The organism is Streptomyces coeruleorubidus, assembly GCF_028885415.1.
In the GTDB taxonomy this organism is placed as follows: domain Bacteria; phylum Actinomycetota; class Actinomycetes; order Streptomycetales; family Streptomycetaceae; genus Streptomyces; species Streptomyces coeruleorubidus_A.
On sequence record NZ_CP118527.1, the window covers coordinates 6745716 to 6765247 of the forward strand.

Consider the following 19532-nt stretch of genomic DNA (forward strand, 5'->3'; position numbering starts at 1 on the left):
GGATGATGCGTACGCGTCCGCTGAAGGTGGCGCTGCTGGGCTGTGGAGTGGTCGGCTCAGAGGTGGCGCGCATCATGACGACGCACGCCGACGACCTCACGGCCCGGATCGGGGCGCCCGTGGAGCTGGCGGGCGTGGCCGTGCGGCGGCCCGACAGGGTCAGGGAAGGCATCGACCAGGCCCTCATCACCACCGACGCCACCGCCCTCGTCAAACGCGGCGACATTGATGTCGTCGTGGAGGTGATCGGCGGGATCGAGCCCGCGCGGACCCTCATCACCACCGCCTTCGAGCACGGCGCCTCCGTCGTCTCCGCCAACAAGGCGCTGCTCGCCCAGGACGGGGCGGCCCTGCACGCCGTCGCCGAGGAGCACGACAAGGACCTCTACTACGAGGCCGCCGTCGCCGGTGCCATCCCGCTGATCCGGCCGCTGCGCGAGTCCCTCGCCGGCGACAAGATCAACCGGGTGATGGGCATCGTCAACGGCACGACCAACTTCATCCTCGACAAGATGGACTCGACCGGGGCCGGCTACCAGGAGGCCCTCGACGAGGCCACCGCCCTGGGGTACGCCGAAGCCGACCCGACCGCCGACGTCGAGGGCTTCGACGCCGCCGCCAAGGCCGCCATCCTCGCCGGTATCGCCTTCCACACGCGCGTGCGCCTCGACGACGTCTACCGCGAGGGCATGACCGAGGTCACCGCAGCCGACTTCGCCTCCGCCAAGGAGATGGGCTGCACCATCAAGCTGCTCGCCATCTGCGAGCGGGCCGAGGACGGGGCGTCCGCCACCGCGCGCGTGCATCCCGCGATGATCCCGCTGAGCCACCCGCTGGCCTCCGTGCGCGGCGCCTACAACGCCGTGTTCGTCGAGTCCGACGCCGCCGGGCAGCTCATGTTCTACGGCCCCGGAGCGGGCGGTTCCCCTACGGCCTCGGCCGTCCTCGGCGACCTCGTCGCCGTCTGCCGCAACCGGGTCAACGGAGCGACCGGACCGGGCGAGTCCGCCTACGCGGCCCTGCCGGTGTCGCCGATGGGCGATGTGGTCACGCGTTACCACATCAGCCTGGACGTGGCCGACAAACCGGGTGTTCTCGCCCAGGTCGCGACCGTCTTCGCCGAGCACGGTGTCTCGATCGATACGGTTCGCCAGCAGGGGAAGGACGGCGAGGCGTCCCTCGTCGTCGTCACCCATCGTGCGTCCGACGCGGCCCTCACCGGGACCGTCGAGGCGTTGCGCAAGCTCGACACCGTGCGTGGTGTCGCCAGCATCATGCGGGTTGAAGGAGAGTAACCAGCAATGACCCACCAGTGGCGCGGAATCATCGAGGAGTACCGGGACCGGCTGCCGGTATCCGACAGCACGCCGGTCGTGACGCTCCGTGAGGGCGGCACGCCGCTCGTGCCCGCGCAGGTGCTCTCCGAGCGCACGGGCTGCGAGGTCCACCTCAAGGTGGAGGGCGCGAATCCGACCGGGTCCTTCAAGGACCGCGGTATGACCATGGCCATCACCCGGGCCAAGGAGGAGGGCGCGAAGGCCGTCATCTGCGCCTCCACCGGTAACACGTCGGCCTCCGCCGCCGCGTACGCCGTGCGGGCCGGGATGGTCTGTGCCGTGCTCGTGCCGCAGGGCAAGATCGCGCTCGGCAAGATGGGCCAGGCCCTCGTGCACGGCGCGAAGATCCTCCAGGTCGACGGCAACTTCGACGACTGCCTCACGCTCGCGCGCGGCCTGAGCGACAACTACCCCGTGGCGCTGGTCAATTCGGTCAACCCGGTACGTATCGAGGGCCAGAAGACGGCCTCGTTCGAGATCGTGGACATGCTCGGCGACGCGCCCGACATCCACGTCCTGCCGGTGGGCAACGCGGGCAACATCACGGCCTATTGGAAGGGCTACAAGGAGTACGCCGCCGACGGCGTCGCCACCCGGACCCCCCGCATGTGGGGCTTCCAGGCCTCCGGCAGCGCCCCGATCGTGCGCGGCGAGATCGTCAAGGACCCGTCGACCATCGCCACCGCCATCCGCATCGGCAACCCGGCTTCGTGGCAGTACGCGCTCGCCGCGCGGGACGAGTCGGGCGGCTTCATCGACGAGGTGACGGACCGTGAGATCCTGCGCGCCTACCGGCTGTTGGCCTCGCAGGAGGGCGTCTTCGTCGAGCCGGCGTCCGCCGCGTCCGTAGCGGGTCTGCTGAAGGCCGCCGAGCAGGGCAAGGTCGACCCGGGGCAGCGGATCGTGTGCACCGTCACGGGCAACGGGCTGAAGGACCCCGACTGGGCCGTCGCCGGTGCCCCGCAGCCGGTCACCGTCCCCGTCGACTCGGCGGCCGCGGCGGAGCGCCTCGGACTGATCTGACGTGCGCCGACGCGCCGAGCGCCGGTGTAACGCCCGACACGTTCCGGCGTAAGGCGGCGCTCGCCCGGGGAGGTTCCCTACGGGGGGTGCACAGGGGGCTTACGACACGCATCGTGCGCCTCCTGTGCGCCCTATGTCGCCACAGAACCTTCCTTCGATAGGCTGTACTGAACCCGCCCGCCGCATATGCCGCGGAGCCGCGCCGTCTCCGCGGCCCCCAGGGTTCTCGTACACCATCGAATGTCCGTCCCACGTCATTCGACAATCACGCAGCTCAAGGAGAGTCATCGAGCGATGGCCGGTCCAGCGTTCCGCGCCGCCGCCGTCCGGGTGCGCGTCCCCGCCACCAGCGCCAACCTCGGCCCGGGCTTCGACGCCCTCGGCCTCGCGCTGGGGTTGTACGACGACGTGGTCGTCCGGGTGGCCGACTCCGGGCTGCACATCGACATCGCGGGTGAGGGCAGCGAGACGCTCCCGCGCGACGAGCAGCACCTTCTCGTACGTTCCCTGCGCACTGCCTTCGATCTGCTGGGCGGACAGCCGCGCGGCCTGGAGATCGTCTGCGCCAACCGCATTCCGCACGGCCGGGGCCTGGGCTCCTCCTCGGCGGCCATCTGCGCCGGCATCGTCGCCGCGCGTGCCGTGACCATAGGCGCCGAGGCCAAGCTCGACGACACCGCGCTGCTGGAGCTCGCCACCGAGATCGAGGGCCACCCCGACAACGTCGCCGCGTGCCTGCTGGGCGGCTTCACGCTGTCCTGGATGGAAGGCGGCGCGGCCCGGGCGATCAGGTTGGAACCCGCCGATTCCATCGTTCCGGTGGTTTTCGTGCCCGGAAAGCCGGTACTCACCGAAACCGCGCGCGGCCTGCTCCCGCGCTCCGTGCCGCACGTCGACGCCGTCACCAACGCGGGCCGGGCCGCCCTGCTCGTCGAAGCCATGACGCGACGCCCCGAGCTGCTGCTGCCGGCCACCGAGGACCGCCTGCACCAGGAGTACCGCGCCCCGGCGATGCCCGAGAGCGCGGCGCTGGTGGAGCGACTGCGGGCCGAGGGCGTCCCCGCGGTCATCTCCGGCGCCGGCCCCACGGTCATGGCGCTGGCCGACCCGGGCACCGCCGACAAGGTCGAGGCCCTGGCGGGCGCTGACTGGGCGGCGAACCGGCTGAGCCTCGATCCGCAGGGCGCGAGCGTGCTGCCGCTCGCGACCTCCGGTGACATTTAACAAGCGCACGGTTGCCGGATTTGGAGAGGGGGAATGTTTGTTGGATCCGGTAGTGTTAATCTCAAGTCTGCACCCGACCCCACCATGGCGAGGTGCCTCGTGTCCCCGTCCGGGACAGACATTCTTCCGGGAGCCCCCCAAGCCGCACTGTGTTCCGTACGTCGGACCGTACGTCGTACACGGACACTGAGCGGGGCGCAGGGCACGCTCCGGAACCGGTGCGACCACGCCGCGTGACACTGACACTGGGTGCCACGGCATACGGAAGCGCCATCACCAGATTCCTCCGCCGCTTAGGCGGACCACCGCCCCGGCACGGTTCACACCACACGGACCGAAGCCGGACAGCACAACCGGTCGCCGAGCCAGACAGGCCGACGTCCGCTCCAGGGAAGGACCCTTCGTGAGCGACACCACCGATCTGATGGGCGCACGTGTCGAGGAGACCGCTGCCGCGCCCGCCACGGACGCCTCCGCGCCTGCCACCGGTGCCGGCTCCCGGCGGCGCCGCGGTACCGGCCTCGAGGGCATGGTGCTGGCCGAGCTGCAACAGGTCGCATCCGGCCTCGGCATCAGGGGCACCGCGCGTATGCGCAAGAGCCAGCTGATCGAGGTCATCAAGGAGGCGCAGGCGTCCGGCGGCGCCGCTCCGGCTGCCAAGGCCGAGGCCCCCGCCGAGACCAAGCCGAAGCGCCGCGCCACCTCCCGGACCCGTACGGGGGACAACGCCGAGAAGGCGGAGAAGAAGGCGGACGCGAAGCAGGCCTCCGAGCCCCCCGCCGAGAAGGCCGACAAGGCCGAGAAGGCCGTGGCCCAGCAGCAGATCGAGATCCCCGGCCAGCCGGCTGGGGGCCCCTCCCGCGCGAGCGCAGCCGAGCGTGGGGGAGACGACGCGCCCTCCGAGCGCCGCCGTCGCCGGGCCACCGCCGACGCCGGTTCGCCGGCCGCCGCCGCTCCCGAGACGGTCGCCGCCGAGGCGAAGAACGAGTCCAAGGGCGAGTCGCAGGCGCAGCAGCAGTCCCAGAACGACGCCAAGTCCGACGCCGGCGACGGCGGCGAGGGCCGTCGTCGCGACCGTCGTGACCGCGGCCGGGACCGCGACCGCGACCGTCGTGGCAACAAGGGCGACGACCAGCAGGGTGGCCAGCGCGGCCAGCAGAACCAGCAGCAGGGCGGCGGTCGTCAGGACCGTGACCGGCAGCAGGACGACGACGACTTCGAGGGCGGCCGGCGTGGGCGTCGCGGGCGTTACCGCGACCGCCGTGGCCGTCGCGGCCGCGACGACATCGCCTCCGAGCCGCAGATCACCGAGGACGACGTCCTGATCCCCGTCGCGGGCATCCTGGACATCCTCGACAACTACGCCTTCATCCGCACGTCCGGCTACCTGCCCGGCCCGAACGACGTGTACGTCTCCCTCGCCCAGGTCCGCAAGAACGGCCTGCGCAAGGGCGACCACATCACCGGTGCCGTCCGCCAGCCGAAGGAGGGCGAGCGCCGCGAGAAGTTCAACGCGCTGGTCCGCCTGGACTCCGTCAACGGCATGGCGCCCGAACACGGCCGTGGCCGCCCGGAGTTCAACAAGCTCACGCCGCTGTACCCGCAGGACCGGCTCCGCCTGGAGACCGACCCGGGTGTGCTGACCACCCGCATCATCGACCTCGTGTCGCCGATCGGTAAGGGCCAGCGCGGTCTGATCGTGGCCCCGCCGAAGACCGGCAAGACCATGATCATGCAGGCGATCGCCAACGCGATCACGCACAACAACCCCGAGTGCCACCTGATGGTCGTCCTCGTCGACGAGCGTCCGGAAGAGGTCACCGACATGCAGCGGTCGGTGAAGGGCGAGGTCATCTCCTCGACCTTCGACCGCCCGGCCGAGGACCACACGACGGTCGCGGAGCTCGCCATCGAGCGTGCGAAGCGGCTGGTCGAGCTCGGTCACGACGTGGTCGTCCTGCTGGACTCCATCACGCGTCTGGGCCGTGCGTACAACCTCGCCGCCCCGGCCTCCGGCCGCATCCTGTCCGGTGGTGTCGACTCGACGGCGCTGTACCCGCCGAAGCGCTTCTTCGGTGCGGCCCGCAACATCGAGGACGGCGGCTCGCTGACCATCCTCGCCACCGCCCTCGTGGACACCGGGTCCCGCATGGACGAGGTCATCTTCGAGGAGTTCAAGGGCACGGGTAACGCCGAGCTCAAGCTCGACCGGAAGCTCGCCGACAAGCGCATCTTCCCGGCGGTGGACGTCGACGCGTCCGGCACCCGTAAGGAAGAGATCCTGCTCGCCAACGACGAGCTCGCCATCGTCTGGAAGCTGCGCCGGGTGCTGCACGCCCTCGACCAGCAGCAGGCGGTCGAGCTGCTTCTCGACAAGATGAAGCAGACGAAGTCGAACGCCGAGTTCCTGATGCAGATCCAGAAGACGACGCCGACGCCCGGCAACGGCGACTGAGACAGGCACGGCACAAAGGGCCGCCCCCGTTCACATGCGACGGGGGCGGCCCTTTGTGGTGTTCATGTGCATGTAGGATCGCGCTCTCTTCGAACTTGTGATCCCGAGGGGGGACATTCGTGGGTAGAACCATGCCCGGGGGCGGTCGGCACAGACGCCGGATACGTATCGCCGTTCCCGTCGCCGCGGCCGGTGTCGCCGCCGCCGTGGCCGCCGCGCTGCTGACGACGTCCGCCGGCGCGGCCACCGCACTGCCGCAGCCGACCATCAAGCCCGCCACCAGCTCACCGTCGCTCGCCGAGCTGGAGAAGCGCGTCGCCGGCGCCATGGCCGGTGACGACGTCGCCGGGAAGACGAACAAGGCCTCGCTCAGCGCGAGCACGAACACGAGCCCTTCCACCGTCGACCCGAAGGTCATCGGCGGCAACGAGACCACCATCACCTCGGCCCCGTGGATGGCGCAGCTCCACTACTACGACGACCGGGGCACCTCGGGCACGAGCGACGACATCGGCTTCTTCTGCGGCGGCGCCGTGGTCGCGCCGACGAAGATCCTCACCGCCGCGCACTGCGTCAAGGGCTACAACTGGAACGCCAACGGCGCCATCGTCACCGGCACCTCCCAGCTGCCCTCGGCGGACGGCAGCGACCTGCACGGCGGCACCGTCACCGGCGTCTGGCGGCAGTGGAACCACCCGTCGTACAACGCGACGACCATCGACAACGACATCGCGGTGCTCACCCTGCCCGTCCCGGTCAAGGCCACCCCGATCCGTATGACGACGTCCGGCGACACCACGTCGTACAAGGCGGGCACCAGCGCCAAGGTCTACGGCTGGGGCCGCACCAGCTCCACCAGCGACGCCATCTCCGAGACGCTGAAGACGGCCACGCTGCCCGTCCAGTCCGACACCACCTGCGCCGGCTACTACGGCGGGGACTTCGTCAAGGGGCACATGGTCTGCGCGGGCGAGCCCGCCACCGGCAGCGACGCCGGCACCGTCTCCGCCTGCAACGGCGACTCCGGCGGCCCGCTGGTCGTGAACAACCGGATCGTCGGTGTCGTGTCCTGGGGCGTGACGGACTGCGTCGCGAAGGGCGCCTACAGCGTCTTCAGCAAGGTCAGCTCGTACGTCGGCGCGACCTACCCGAGGGTCGACGACACCAACATCAGCGGCGACCACAAGGCCGACCTGTGGGTGCGCAACGCCTCCACCAAGACCGGCTACTCCAAGGACTCCAAGGGCACGTCCTTCGCCGCCCGCGAGTCCTGGGGCAACTGGAACGGCTTCAACGTCGTCCTCCAGACGGACCTCGACCGGGACGGCTACCAGGACCTGGTCTACCGGCGCAGCAGCGACGGCGACCTCTTCTGGACCCACTACGTGATCTCCAGCGGCACCTGGTCCACCAAGCAGCTCGCCGACAACTGGAAGACCCGCACCCGCATCATCACCCCCGGTGACGTCACCGGCGACTACCTGCCCGACCTGCTCTCGGTCGACTCCGCGGGCGTGATGTGGATCTACCCGGGCAAGGGCAACGGCACCTTCGCGCCCCGTGTGAAGGTCGGCTCCGGCTGGAACCAGTACAACTCCGTGCGCGGCCACGGCGACTTCACCGGGGACGGCAAGACCGACCTGATCGCCCGCAGCACGTCGGGCAGCTACGTGTACCTCTACAAGGGCACCGGCCAGGCCGGCTCGGGCGCCTTCTCGGCCCGGGTCAAGGTGCGCACCTGGAGCGGCTACAACGCCTTCGACGCGACCGGCGACATCACCGGCGACGGCAAGGCCGACTTCCTGGCCCGCACCCCCGGCGGCACGCTCTACCTGTACCCGGGCACCGGCAAGGCGACCAGCGAGATCTTCGCCACAAGGGTGTCCGTCGGTACCGATTTCAAGCAGTACGACATCTTCGGCTGAAACCGCAGGTGAGCGAGGTACCCCTCGCTGTGACGGACACACATTGTGCCCACCGCCGCACGCGGTGGGCACAGTCCGTTGTGCAACCCTTTCCCGAGTTTCTCCGTCTGACCAGGCGGAGCGACGATGGTGCCAGGAGCAGGTCCCCGACCGTTCACGCCTGGTACTGACCGCAGGGGGTAACCGACCGTAGACGAGCTGAGGAGCACATGTCTGCCGAGAGCACGCCGGGTCCGGGCATACCGGACGATACCGGCACCACCGGGCCGCGCCACCGCGCCAAGGGCCGACGCCGCAAGCCCAGCAAGCGGCCCAGGGGCCTGATGGCGATGGCCTGGACCGCCGCGGGCATCGTCGTCCTGGGCGGCGCCGGGGCGGGGTACATGTACTTCAAGCTCAACGGCAACCTGAAGAGCGTCGACATCGACCAGGCCCTCGGCACGGACCGCCCCAAGAAGGCCGACAACGGCTCGGAGAACATCCTCGTCCTCGGCTCCGACACCCGCGCCGGCGGCAACAAGAAGCTCGGCGGCGGCACCGACGACGGCAGCGCCCGCTCCGACACGGCGATGATCGTGCACGTCTACAAGGGCCACAAGAAGGCCAGCGTGGTCTCCATCCCGCGTGACACCCTCATCGACCGGCCCGCGTGCACGGACACCAAGGGCGACGAGCACCCCGCCGCGAACGGCGTGATGTTCAACTCCGCGTACTCCACCGGCGGGGCCGCCTGCGCCGTGAAGACCGTCGAGTCGATCACCGACCTGCGCATGGACCACTACCTGGAGGTCGACTTCGCCGGCTTCCAGAAGCTCATCGACGACCTCGGCGGCGTCGAGGTCACCACGACCAAGAGCATCGACGACCCCGACAGCCACCTGAAGCTGAAGGCCGGCACCCACAGACTCGACGGCGAGCAGGCCCTCGGCCTGGTCCGCACCCGTCACGGCGTCGGCGACGGCTCCGACCTGGGCCGCATCCAGCTCCAGCAGGCCTTCATCAAGGCCCTGGTCAACCAGGTCAAGGACGTCGGCGTCTTCACCAACCCCAAGAAGCTGCTCGACCTCGCGGAGACCGCGACCAAGACGGTGACGGCCGACTCCGACCTCGGATCGGTCAGCAAGCTCGCGTCCTTCGCGGGCGGCCTCAAGAGCATCACCCCGTCCAACATGCACATGGTCACGATGCCGGTGGCCTACGACCCGGCCGACCCCAACCGCGTCCTCCTCCAGAAGAAGAAGGCCGACCAGATCTGGAAGGCCCTGGAGAACGACAAGCCGATCCCGAAGAGCGCGACCGAGGGCACGGCGACAGGTGAAGCCAAGGGCGTCGTGAGCGGCTCCTGAGGCCCGCGCCCTCAAGGGGCGCGGGACCGTATCGATTTGCGGCTCCGCCGCGTGGGCGCGAAGAACCCCCACCGGCCCGCAGGGAATAGATCACAGCAACCCCCGGTTTTGGGGGATGGCCCCAGTCCTGGCAGACTGGTACGTCGGCCCCGGTTCACGCTCCCGCAGCCCGCGGCAGCGACCCGGCGCCCTCCCGAAACCTAGGAGACACCTTGAAGCGCGACATCCACCCCGCGTACGTCGAGACGCAGGTCAGCTGCACCTGCGGCGCGTCGTTCACCACCCGCAGCACCATCGAGTCCGGCGCGATCCGTGCCGACGTGTGCTCCGAGTGCCACCCGTTCTACACGGGCAAGCAGAAGATCCTCGACACCGGTGGCCGCGTGGCCCGCTTCGAGGCCCGCTTCGGCAAGGCCGCCGGCTCCAAGAAGTAGCGAGCCCCATTTCGCCGGTCCGCGGCGCGCCCCCTCACCGGGCGCTCCGGGACCGGCGTTTTTGGTCGCCCGCCCCTTCACCCCCCGCCAGTACACAGGAGCCCAAGATGTTCGAGGCCGTCGAGGAACTCGTCGCCGAACACGCCGACCTGGAGAAGAAGATCTCCGACCCGTCGGTCCACTCCGACCAGGCCAACGCGCGCAAGCTGAACAAGCGTTACGCCGAGCTCACCCCGATCGTCGCCACGTACCGCTCCTGGACGCAGACGGGCGACGACATCGAGACCGCGCGCGAATTCGCCGCCGACGACCCCGACTTCGTGGCCGAGGTCAAGGAGCTGGAGCAGCGGCGCGAGGAACTGACCGAGAAGCTGCGCCTTCTCCTCGTCCCGCGCGATCCCAGCGACGACAAGGACGTCATCCTGGAGATCAAGGCGGGCGCGGGCGGCGACGAGTCGGCCCTGTTCGCCGGCGACCTGCTGCGCATGTACCTGCGGTACGCCGAGCGCGTCGGCTGGAAGACCGAGATCATCGACGCCACCGAGTCCGAGCTGGGCGGCTACAAGGACGTCCAGGTGGCCGTGAAGACCAAGGGCGGCCAGGGCGCGACGGAGCCCGGACAGGGCGTGTGGGCCCGTCTGAAGTACGAGGGCGGCGTGCACCGCGTGCAGCGCGTCCCCGCCACCGAGTCCCAGGGCCGCATCCACACCTCCGCCGCCGGTGTCCTCGTCACCCCCGAGGCCGAGGAGGTCGACGTCGAGATCAACCCGAACGACCTCCGCATCGACGTCTACCGCTCCTCCGGGCCGGGCGGACAGTCCGTCAACACCACCGACTCCGCCGTGCGCATCACGCACATCCCGACCGGAGTCGTCGCCTCCTGCCAGAACGAGAAGAGCCAGTTGCAGAACAAGGAGCAGGCACTGCGTATCCTGCGCTCCAGGCTGCTCGCCATGGCACAGGAGGAGGCGGAGAGGGAGGCCGCCGACGCCCGCCGCAGCCAGGTCCGCACCGTCGACCGCTCCGAGAAGATCCGCACGTACAACTTCCCGGAGAACCGCATCTCGGACCACCGCGTCGGCTTCAAGGCGTACAACCTGGACCAGGTGCTGGACGGCGACCTCGACGCGGTGATCCAGGCCTGCGTCGACGCGGACTCGGCGGCGAAGCTCGCGGCCGCGTAGGACCCACAGGAGTATCCACAGGAGTACCGAGTACCGGAGGACTTGCGTGCAGCAGTCATTTGGGGGGCGACCCCCAAGCCCCCGCAGCGTGCTGCTCGCGGAGGTGGCCCAGGCCACCCAGCGGCTCGCCGACGCCGGCGTGCCCTCGCCGCGCACCGACGCGGAGGAGCTCGCCGCGTTCGTGCACGGCGTCAAGCGCGGCGAGCTGCACTCCGTCAAGGACTCCGACTTCGACGCCCGCTACTGGGAGGTCATCGCCCGCCGCGAGGCCCGCGAGCCGCTCCAGCACATCACCGGGCGTGCCTACTTCCGGTACCTGGAACTCCAGGTCGGACCCGGGGTGTTCGTCCCGCGGCCGGAGACCGAGTCCGTGGTCGGCTGGGCCATAGACGCCGTACGGGCCATGGACGTCGTCGAGCCGTGCATCGTCGACCTGTGCACCGGCTCCGGCGCCATCGCGCTCGCCCTCGCCCAGGAGGTGCCGCGCTCGCGCGTGCACGCCGTGGAGCTGTCCGAGGACGCCCTCAGGTGGACCCGCAAGAACGTGGAGGGGTCCAGGGTCGAACTGCGCCAGGGAGACGCCCTGACGGCCTTCCCGGACCTCGACGGCCAGGTCGACCTGGTCATCTCCAACCCGCCGTACATCCCGCTCACCGAGTGGGAGTACGTCGCCCCCGAGGCGCGGGACTACGACCCCGGCCTGGCCCTGTTCTCCGGCGAGGACGGCCTCGACCTCATCCGCGGCCTGGAACGCACGGCGCACCGGCTGCTGCGCCCCGGCGGCGTCGTGGTCGTGGAGCACGCCGACACCCAGGGCGGCCAGGTGCCGTGGATCTTCGCCGAGGACCGCGGCTGGACCGACGCAGCCGACCATCCGGACCTGAACAACCGCCCGCGTTTCGCCACGGCCCGCAAGGCACTGCCGTGAGCGCACCGGGCACCCCGCAGTCTTCGCGGACTTCATCCCAGCAGCACGTGTACGAGGAGGCCAGCTAAAGATGGCACGGCGATACGACACCAACGACGCGACCGACCGTGTGACCGGTCTGCGTGAGGCAGCGTCCGCCGTCCGCCGTGGCGAGCTCGTGGTGCTGCCGACGGACACGGTGTACGGCATCGGCGCCGACGCGTTCTCCTCGGAGGCGGTCGCCGACCTGCTCGAGGCCAAGGGCCGGGGCCGCAACATGCCCACCCCCGTGCTCATCGGCTCCCCGAACACGCTGCACGGGCTCGTCACGGACTTCTCGGAGCTGGCCTGGGAGCTGGTCGACGCCTTCTGGCCGGGCGCGCTGACGCTCGTCGCCAAGCACCAGCCGTCCCTCCAGTGGGACCTGGGCGACACCCGGGGCACGGTCGCCGTGCGCATGCCGCTGCACCCGGTCGCCATCGAGCTGCTGACGGAGGTGGGCCCGATGGCCGTCTCCTCCGCCAACCTGACCGGCCACCCGGCGCCGGAGGACTGCGACGCCGCGCAGGAGATGCTCGGCGACTCCGTCTCCGTCTACCTGGACGGCGGCCCGACCCCCGGCAACGTCCCGTCGTCGATCGTCGACGTGACCCGTGAGGTGCCGCTGCTGCTGCGCGCCGGCGCGCTCTCCGCGGAAGAGCTGCGAAAGGTCGTACCCGACCTCGAGGTGGCGAATTGACGGCCCCTGGAGCGGGGCGTGGCATAGGCAACGGGGAAAGCGCGGCGGAGATCACGACGACGTTCGTGGGGCTTCCGCGCGACAGCTTCCGCATCCTCCACGTCAGCACCGGCAACGTATGCCGCTCGCCCATCACCGAGCGGCTGACCCGCCATTTCGTGCGGGAGCGGCTCGGGATCCTGGGCGGCGGGCTGATCGTGGAGAGCGCGGGCACCTGGGGTCACGAGGGCGCCCCCATGGAGGCCAACGCGGAGACCGTGCTGGCCGACTTCGGCGCGGACGCCTCCGGCTTCGTCGGCCGCGAGCTCCTCGACGAGCACGTGATCCGCGCCGACCTGGTGCTGACCGCCACCCGGGACCACCGGGCGCAGGTCATCTCCATGGGCCATTCGGCGGGCCTGCGGACCTTCACGCTCAAGGAGTTCACCCGCCTGGTGAAGGCCATCGACCCGGCGACCCTGCCGCCCCTGGAGGAGGGCGTGGTCACCCGCGCGCGTGCGCTGGTGCGTGCCGCGGCGGCTCTACGCGGGTGGCTGCTGGCCCCGAACGCCGAGGCGGACGAGGTGTACGACCCGTACGGGGCGCCCCTGACGTTCTTCCGGTCCATCGGGGACGAGATACACCAGGCACTCGATCCGGTCGTCACGGCCCTCACGGGCGTCCCCGCAAAGACGTAACGACCGAGCGCCCCGGGGGCCCCGGGCCTACATTGGACGTACGTCACCGTCGACGCCGCCCGGAGCCCACCATGACGGTCACCCCTGCCATCGAGGCCGACCTCCTGCGCCGCCAGGACCCCGAACTCGCCGACATCCTGCTCGGCGAGCGGGAGCGGCAGGCGACCACACTCCAGCTGATCGCCGCCGAGAACTTCAGCTCGCCGGCCGTCCTGGCCGCCCTCGGCTCGCCGCTCGCCAACAAGTACGCCGAGGGCTACCCGGGAGCGCGGCACCACGGCGGCTGCGAGATCGTCGACGTCGCCGAACGCGTCGCCGTGGACCGGGCCAGGGCGCTGTTGGGCGCCGAGCACGCCAACGTCCAGTCCCACTCCGGCTCTTCGGCCGTCCTGGCCGCCTACGCCGCCCTGCTGCGGCCCGGCGACACCGTCCTCGCCCTCGGCCTGCCCTACGGCGGTCATCTCACGCACGGGTCGCCGGCGAACTTCTCCGGCCGCTGGTTCGACTTCGTCGGATACGGCGTGGAGGCCGAGTCCGGGCTGATCGACCACGACCAGGTGCGCACCCTGGCCCGCACGCGCCGGCCCAAGGCGATCGTGTGCGGCTCGATCGCCTACCCCCGGCACATCGACTACGCGTTCTTCCGCGAGGTCGCCGACGAGGTGGGCGCCTTCCTCGTGGCGGACGCCGCGCACCCCATCGGGCTCGTCGCCGGGGGAGCGGCGCCGAACCCGGTGCCGTACGCGGACATCGTCTGTGCGACGACCCACAAGGTGCTGCGGGGTCCGCGCGGCGGCATGATCCTGTGCCGCGCGGAGCTGGCCGAGCGGGTCGACCGGGCCGTGTTCCCTTTCACACAGGGCGGCGCGCAGATGCACACCATCGCCGCCAAGGCGGTCGCGTTCGGGGAGGCGGCAACACCGGCGTTCGCCGTGTACGCCCATCAGGTGGTCGCCAATGCGAGGGTTCTCGCGGCCCGGCTGGCCGCCGAGGGCCTGGTCGTCACCACGGGCGGCACGGACACCCACCTGATCACCGCCGACCCGGCGCCGCTCGGCGTCGACGGCCGCACCGCCCGGGGCCGTCTCGCCGCCGCCGGCCTGGTCATGGACTGCTGCGCGCTGCCGCACGGCGACGCCCGGGGACTCAGGCTGGGTACGGCCGCCGTCACCACGCAGGGCATGGGCGAGGCGGAGATGGCGCGGATCGCCGAGCTGCTCGCGGGGGTGCTCAGGGGCGTGACGGAGACCGCGAGGGCCCGTGAAGAAGTGCGGGAGCTGGCCGGTGGATTTCCGCCGTATCCCCGCTGAGACGGGGTAAGCGCACCAGGGTGCACAGCTACTCGTGCAACCATCGTCGCTACCCGGAAGTCCCCACTCATATGCGCGCATCGCTAGGGTGTGGGGCTGTGATGGCCAGCGAGACCTGTGGGGAAGCCCGTGCGTGAATACCTGCTGACGCTCTGCATCACGGCCGCGGTGACGTATCTGCTGACAGGGCCGGTACGGAAGTTCGCGATCGTGGCCGGAGCGATGCCGGAGATCCGGGCACGTGACGTGCACCGGGAACCCACTCCGCGGCTCGGCGGGATCGCGATGTTCTTCGGCCTGTGCGCGGGTCTGCTGGTCGCCGACCACCTGACCAACCTCAGTCAGGTCTTCGAGACGTCGAACGAACCCCGGGCGCTGCTGTCCGGGGCGGCGGTGATCTGGCTGATCGGTGTGCTGGACGACAAGTTCGAGATCGACGCCCTGATCAAGCTCGGCGGCCAGATGATCGCCGCGGGCGTGATGGTCGTACAGGGTCTGACGATCCTGTGGCTGCCGATCCCGGGCATCGGCTCGGTCGCGCTCACCCAGTGGCAGGGCACCCTGCTGACGGTGGCGCTGGTCGTCATCACCATCAACGCGGTCAACTTCGTCGACGGCCTGGACGGCCTCGCGGCCGGCATGGTCTGCATCGCGGCCACCGCGTTCTTCCTGTACGCCTACCGGATCTGGTACTCGTACGGCATCGAGGCCGCCGCCCCCGCCACGCTCTTCTCGGCGATCCTGATGGGCATGTGCCTGGGCTTCCTACCGCACAACATGCACCCGGCGCGGATCTTCATGGGCGACTCGGGCTCGATGCTGATCGGCCTGGTCCTGGCCGCCGGCGCGATCTCGATCACCGGGCAGGTCGACCCGGACGCGCTCAACCTCTACGTCGGGTCGGAGAAGGAGGCCGTGCACCAGACGGTCCCCGTCTACATCCCGCTGCTGCTGCCGCTGACGATCATCGCGGTGCCGGCCGCCGACCTGATCCTGGCGATCGTGCGCCGCACCTGGCGCGGCCAGTCGCCGTTCGCGGCCGACCGGGGCCACCTGCACCACCGCCTGCTGGAGATCGGCCACTCGCACAGCCGGGCCGTGCTGATCATGTACTTCTGGTCGGCGCTGATCGCCTTCGGGGCGCTGGCCTACTCGGTCAACTCGGCGTCCATGTGGATCGTGCTCGGCATCGTGTTCCTCAGCGCGATCGGCCTGGCCCTGCTCCTGCTGCCGCGCTTCACGCCGCGCGCCCCGCGCTGGATGGAGCGGTTCGTGCCGCCCCGTTACCGGCGCCGCGGGGTCCCGGCCCTGGCACCCGAGGCCTCCACGCCGGCGTCCGCCGCCGAGCAGCCGGCCTCGCTCGCGCGTGAGAACCACGCCCCGGTCGTGTCCGGGGTCTCAGGAGTCAACGGGGCCACCGCCGTTGGTGCCCGTTCGCGGCTGGCGGACCGGCGTAAGGCCGGGACAAGGTAAGAATCTGACTAGAGCATTGCCAAGTCGTGGGGTTGCGATGGGGGAGCGAAACGCCCCAATACCAGACAAGTCGGCGGTGTTCTCGCTCAGACGCGCATGTTCACTCTCATGTGTGACTGTGCGCACACCTTCAGGTAAAGACTGCATCAAATAGTTTGTGATACGGTTCACGAGAACCCCCGGATAGAGCCGAAGGGCCGTAGTGCGACGGCCCATTGGTGTGAGGTCTCCACTCAGCCCGGGACTACGCTCGTCCATGACGACACCCCTGCCCCCTGCGAAAGCGGAGATGCCGCCATGCCGTCCAATGACGCCCGGATCTTGGCCCAGGCCGCCGTGCCCACGGCTGCCGTCGGTGCTGTTGCCGCCGTCATTAGTGGCGTGGTCGCCGGTGGCAAGGGGGCGATCGGGGCGGTCGCCGCGACGCTCGTGGTGATCCTGTTCATGGGGATCGGTCTCTACGTCCTGCAGCGCACTGCCAAATCGCTTCCGCACCTTTTCCAGGCGATGGGCTTGATGCTCTACGCGGCGCAGATCCTTCTGCTGTTCGTCTTCGTCGCCGCGTTCAAGAACACGACGCTGTTCGACCCCAAAGTCTTCGCCATCACGCTCGTCGTCGGCACCCTCGCGTGGATCGCCGCTCAGACGCGTGCCCACATGAAGGCCAAGATCCTTTACGTCGAGCCCGATTCGACGACGGGCGGGAAGCCCGAAAAGTCGGGGCACTCGTCGTGAGGGGTAGGCCCGGGATAAAGAGGCATGAGATCTCCTGCTATCGTCCGGTGCCAACTGCGGCATCGCGGGCGCGGGCATCCGAGCTGACGCCTGCTCCATCGCGAGGCGAGATGCCCCCCAGCCGCCCCCACATCCGTAACACCAGTCCCGTGCCGAACCGCGGCTCTGTGCCGCGCCGACACAACGAGGTTGCCGTACCCATGCGTCACGCCGAAGGAGCCCGCGGTGAGTGCTGACCAGACCCAGCTCGCCTTTGACTGGAGCTGTCGGATCATGTCCGACAACGGGTGTGGTTTTCCGGCTCCGGGCCTGCACTCGTTCCTCTTCAAGCCGATCGCCACGGTTGGAGGGTTCGAGTTCAACAAGGTGATGCTGCTCGCGGTCATCACCACCCTGCTTGTCGTCACCTTCTTCACGCTCGCCTTCGGCAAGGCGAAGGTGGTGCCGGGCAAGCTCCAGATGATCGGCGAGGCAGGCTACGACTTCGTCCGCCGCGGCATCGTCTACGAGACCCTCGGTAAGAAGGAGGGCGAGAAGTACGTCCCCCTGATGGTCTCGCTGTTCTTCTTCATCTGGATCATGAACATCTGGTCCGTGATCCCACTGGCCCAGTTCCCGGTGTCGTCGATCATCGCCTACCCGATGGTGCTGGCTGCCATCGTCTACGTGGTGTGGGTCTCGCTGACCTTCAAGCGGCACGGTTTCGTCGGCTTCTTCAAGAACGTCACCGGCTACGACAAGGAACTCGGCCCGGTTCTCCCGCTCGTGATGGTCATCGAGTTCTTCTCGAACCTGCTCGTTCGCCCCTTCACGCACGCGGTCCGACTCTTCGCCAACATGTTCGCCGGCCACCTGATGCTGGTGATGTTCACCGTCGCCTCGTGGTACCTGCTGAACAGCTGGCTGATCCCGGCCGCCGGTGTCTCCTTCGTCATGACGATGGTCATGATCCTCTTCGAGCTCTTCGTGCAGGCCGTCCAGGCGTACGTCTTCGTCCTGCTTGCCTGCTCGTACATCCAGGGCGCTCTCGCCAAGCACCACTGAGCCGCTCCGCCCCACAAGCCCCAAGAACGTCCGGTGGCCAACCCCCGCCGGTCCATGAAAGAGAAGGAAGAATCAGCATGGCTGCCCTTGAGACCCTCGCCGCCGTCGAAGGCAACATCGGTTCCATCGGCTACGGCCTCGCCGCCATCGGCCCCGGCGTCGGCGTCGGCATCATCTTCGGCAACGGCACCCAGGCCCTGGCCCGCCAGCCCGAGGCGGCCGGTCTGATCCGTGCCAACCAGATCCTCGGCTTCGCCTTCTGTGAGGCGCTCGCCCTCATCGGCATCGTCATGCCGTTCGTCTACAACTGACGAACGCTGACGAGCCGAACCTTTCGACGAAAGGCACTGATGTGATCGCCAACCTGGTACAGCTGGCGGCCGAGGAAGAGCAGAACCCGCTCATTCCTCCGGGCCCCGAGCTGCTCGTCGGCACCATCGCCTTCGCCATCGTGTTCTTCTTCTTCTGGAAGAAGCTGCTTCCGAACATCAACAAGGTTCTGGAAGAGCGCCGCGCGGCGATCGAAGGCGGTATCGAAGAGGCCGAGACCATGAAGGTCGAGGCCCAGAGCGTCCTTGAGCAGTACAAGGCACAGCTCGCCGAGGCCCGGCACGAGGCCGCGCGTCTGCGCCAGGAGGCGCAGGAGCAGGGTGCCGCCCTCATCGCCGAGATGCGGGCCGAGGGCCAGCGGCAGCGCGAGGAGATCGTCGCCGCCGGTCACGCCCAGATCGAGGCCGACCGCAAGGCGGCGTCGTCCGCGCTGCGCCAGGACGTCGGCAAGCTCGCCACCGACCTGGCCGGCAAGCTCGTTGGCGAGTCCCTCGAGGACCACGCCCGCCAGAGCCGCGTGATCGACCGGTTCCTCGACGACCTCGAGGAGAAGGCCGAGGCCGGCCGATGAACGGAGCGAGCCGCGAGGCCCTGGCAGCCGCACGCGAGCGTCTCGACGCGCTGACGGACTCCACGTCCGTGGACGCCGGCTCGCTCGCCGACGAGCTGGCCGCCGTCACCGCGCTGCTCGACCGCGAGGTGTCGCTGCGTCGGGTCCTCACCGACCCGGCACAGGCCGGTGAGGCCAAGGCCGAACTGGCCCAGCGCCTGCTCGGCACCCAGGTCAGCGGCCCGGCCGCCGACCTGGTCGCCGGAATGGTGCGCTCCCGCTGGTCGCAGTCGCGCGACCTGGTGGACGCACTGGAGACGCTGGCCGACACCGCCGACCTCACCGCCGCGCAGAAGGCGGGCAAGCTCGACGACGTCGAGGACGAGCTGTTCCGCTTCGGGCGGATCGTCTCCGGCAGCACCGAGCTGCGCGCCGCGCTGACCGACCGCAAGGCCACCACCTCGGCCAAGGGCGCGCTGCTGCGCAGCCTGCTCGGCGGCCGGGCGCAGGCGGCCACCGAGCGTCTGGTGACGCGCCTTGTGACCGCGCCGCGGGGACGTAGCCTGGAGTCGGGACTGGAATCCCTGTCCAAGCTCGCCGCCGAGCGCCGGGACCGCATGGTCGCCACCGTCACCTCGGCGGTACCGCTGAGCGACGCGCAGAAGCAGCGCCTGGGCGCCGCCCTCGCGAAGCTCTACGGCCGCAAGATGCACCTCAACCTGGACGTGGACCCCGAGGTCCTCGGCGGGATCCGGGTGCAGGTCGGCGACGAGGTCATCAACGGCTCCCTCGCGGACCGCATCGAGGACGCCAGCCGCCGGCTCACGAGCTGAGCAGCA

18 protein-coding genes are annotated in these 19532 nt (G+C 69.7%); all 18 read left to right on the plus strand.

The window, feature by feature from the left end:
• The first annotated feature begins 2 nt into the window (after positions 1-2).
• The 18 genes from PV963_RS31535 (at position 3) to PV963_RS31620 (ending at position 19526) form a co-directional block, all read left to right on the plus strand.
• Positions 3-1295, plus strand: a complete 1293-nt coding sequence (locus tag PV963_RS31535) for a homoserine dehydrogenase (protein WP_274819593.1) — start codon at positions 3-5, stop codon at positions 1293-1295.
• Between the two features lie 6 nt (positions 1296-1301).
• Entirely contained in the window at positions 1302-2360 is a 1059-nt protein-coding gene (thrC, locus tag PV963_RS31540) for a threonine synthase (protein ID WP_274819595.1), read from the plus strand.
• A gap of 294 nt (positions 2361-2654) precedes the next feature.
• Positions 2655-3584: a homoserine kinase gene (gene thrB / locus PV963_RS31545; RefSeq protein ID WP_274819597.1), complete on the plus strand. Its 930-nt coding sequence runs from the start codon at positions 2655-2657 to the stop codon at positions 3582-3584.
• 403 nt (positions 3585-3987) lie between these two features.
• A complete protein-coding gene (gene rho / locus PV963_RS31550; RefSeq protein WP_274819599.1) occupies positions 3988-6039 on the plus strand; it encodes a transcription termination factor Rho in 2052 nt (683 codons plus the stop codon).
• Between the two features lie 131 nt (positions 6040-6170).
• The gene (locus tag PV963_RS31555) at positions 6171-7964 is read left to right on the plus strand and encodes a trypsin-like serine protease (protein ID WP_274822173.1); all 1794 of its coding nucleotides are present in this window, start codon (positions 6171-6173) and stop codon (positions 7962-7964) included.
• Between the two features lie 209 nt (positions 7965-8173).
• Complete coding sequence (locus PV963_RS31560) at positions 8174-9310, plus strand: LCP family protein (protein ID WP_274819601.1); 1137 nt, start codon at positions 8174-8176, stop codon at positions 9308-9310.
• Positions 9311-9522: 212 nt separating this feature from the next.
• Complete coding sequence (rpmE, locus tag PV963_RS31565) at positions 9523-9744, plus strand: 50S ribosomal protein L31 (RefSeq protein WP_010040182.1); 222 nt, start codon at positions 9523-9525, stop codon at positions 9742-9744.
• A gap of 107 nt (positions 9745-9851) precedes the next feature.
• Complete coding sequence (prfA, locus tag PV963_RS31570; protein ID WP_274819603.1) at positions 9852-10928, plus strand: peptide chain release factor 1; 1077 nt, start codon at positions 9852-9854, stop codon at positions 10926-10928.
• Positions 10929-11016: 88 nt separating this feature from the next.
• Positions 11017-11856, plus strand: coding sequence for a peptide chain release factor N(5)-glutamine methyltransferase (gene prmC / locus PV963_RS31575; protein ID WP_274819605.1), 840 nt, complete (start codon positions 11017-11019; stop codon positions 11854-11856).
• A 70-nt stretch (positions 11857-11926) separates the two neighbouring features.
• On the plus strand, positions 11927-12574 hold the full coding sequence (locus PV963_RS31580; protein WP_020272587.1) for an L-threonylcarbamoyladenylate synthase: 648 nt from the start codon (positions 11927-11929) through the stop codon (positions 12572-12574).
• Positions 12571-13251, plus strand: a complete 681-nt coding sequence (locus PV963_RS31585; RefSeq protein WP_274819608.1) for a protein-tyrosine-phosphatase — start codon at positions 12571-12573, stop codon at positions 13249-13251. Before PV963_RS31580 ends, PV963_RS31585 begins: the two co-directional genes overlap by 4 nt.
• A gap of 71 nt (positions 13252-13322) precedes the next feature.
• Entirely contained in the window at positions 13323-14561 is a 1239-nt protein-coding gene (gene glyA / locus PV963_RS31590) for a serine hydroxymethyltransferase (protein WP_274819609.1), read from the plus strand.
• Between the two features lie 129 nt (positions 14562-14690).
• The gene (locus PV963_RS31595; protein WP_274819611.1) at positions 14691-16034 is read left to right on the plus strand and encodes an undecaprenyl/decaprenyl-phosphate alpha-N-acetylglucosaminyl 1-phosphate transferase; all 1344 of its coding nucleotides are present in this window, start codon (positions 14691-14693) and stop codon (positions 16032-16034) included.
• Between the two features lie 297 nt (positions 16035-16331).
• Complete coding sequence (locus PV963_RS31600; protein ID WP_274819613.1) at positions 16332-16769, plus strand: hypothetical protein; 438 nt, start codon at positions 16332-16334, stop codon at positions 16767-16769.
• Positions 16770-17042: 273 nt separating this feature from the next.
• Positions 17043-17813, plus strand: coding sequence for a F0F1 ATP synthase subunit A (atpB, locus tag PV963_RS31605; protein WP_274822174.1), 771 nt, complete (start codon positions 17043-17045; stop codon positions 17811-17813).
• A 77-nt stretch (positions 17814-17890) separates the two neighbouring features.
• Positions 17891-18124, plus strand: a complete 234-nt coding sequence (atpE, locus tag PV963_RS31610) for an ATP synthase F0 subunit C (RefSeq protein ID WP_143636214.1) — start codon at positions 17891-17893, stop codon at positions 18122-18124.
• Positions 18125-18165: 41 nt separating this feature from the next.
• A complete protein-coding gene (locus tag PV963_RS31615) occupies positions 18166-18714 on the plus strand; it encodes a F0F1 ATP synthase subunit B (protein ID WP_274819616.1) in 549 nt (182 codons plus the stop codon).
• Entirely contained in the window at positions 18711-19526 is an 816-nt protein-coding gene (locus PV963_RS31620) for a F0F1 ATP synthase subunit delta (protein WP_274819617.1), read from the plus strand. Before PV963_RS31615 ends, PV963_RS31620 begins: the two co-directional genes overlap by 4 nt.
• Positions 19527-19532: the final 6 nt, after the last annotated feature.

Coding starts and splice junctions, on each gene's coding strand:
- PV963_RS31600 (WP_274819613.1), top strand. CDS start 16,332: ATGCCGTCCAATGACGCCCGGATCTTGGCCCAGGCCGCCGTGCCCACG.
- PV963_RS31535 (WP_274819593.1), top strand. CDS start 3: ATGATGCGTACGCGTCCGCTGAAGGTGGCGCTGCTGGGCTGTGGAGTG.
- PV963_RS31555 (WP_274822173.1), top strand. CDS start 6,171: ATGCCCGGGGGCGGTCGGCACAGACGCCGGATACGTATCGCCGTTCCC.
- PV963_RS31580 (WP_020272587.1), top strand. CDS start 11,927: ATGGCACGGCGATACGACACCAACGACGCGACCGACCGTGTGACCGGT.
- atpE (WP_143636214.1), top strand. CDS start 17,891: ATGGCTGCCCTTGAGACCCTCGCCGCCGTCGAAGGCAACATCGGTTCC.
- atpB (WP_274822174.1), top strand. CDS start 17,043: ATGTCCGACAACGGGTGTGGTTTTCCGGCTCCGGGCCTGCACTCGTTC.
- thrB (WP_274819597.1), top strand. CDS start 2,655: ATGGCCGGTCCAGCGTTCCGCGCCGCCGCCGTCCGGGTGCGCGTCCCC.
- glyA (WP_274819609.1), top strand. CDS start 13,323: ATGACGGTCACCCCTGCCATCGAGGCCGACCTCCTGCGCCGCCAGGAC.
- PV963_RS31560 (WP_274819601.1), top strand. CDS start 8,174: ATGTCTGCCGAGAGCACGCCGGGTCCGGGCATACCGGACGATACCGGC.
- thrC (WP_274819595.1), top strand. CDS start 1,302: ATGACCCACCAGTGGCGCGGAATCATCGAGGAGTACCGGGACCGGCTG.
- PV963_RS31620 (WP_274819617.1), top strand. CDS start 18,711: ATGAACGGAGCGAGCCGCGAGGCCCTGGCAGCCGCACGCGAGCGTCTC.
- prfA (WP_274819603.1), top strand. CDS start 9,852: ATGTTCGAGGCCGTCGAGGAACTCGTCGCCGAACACGCCGACCTGGAG.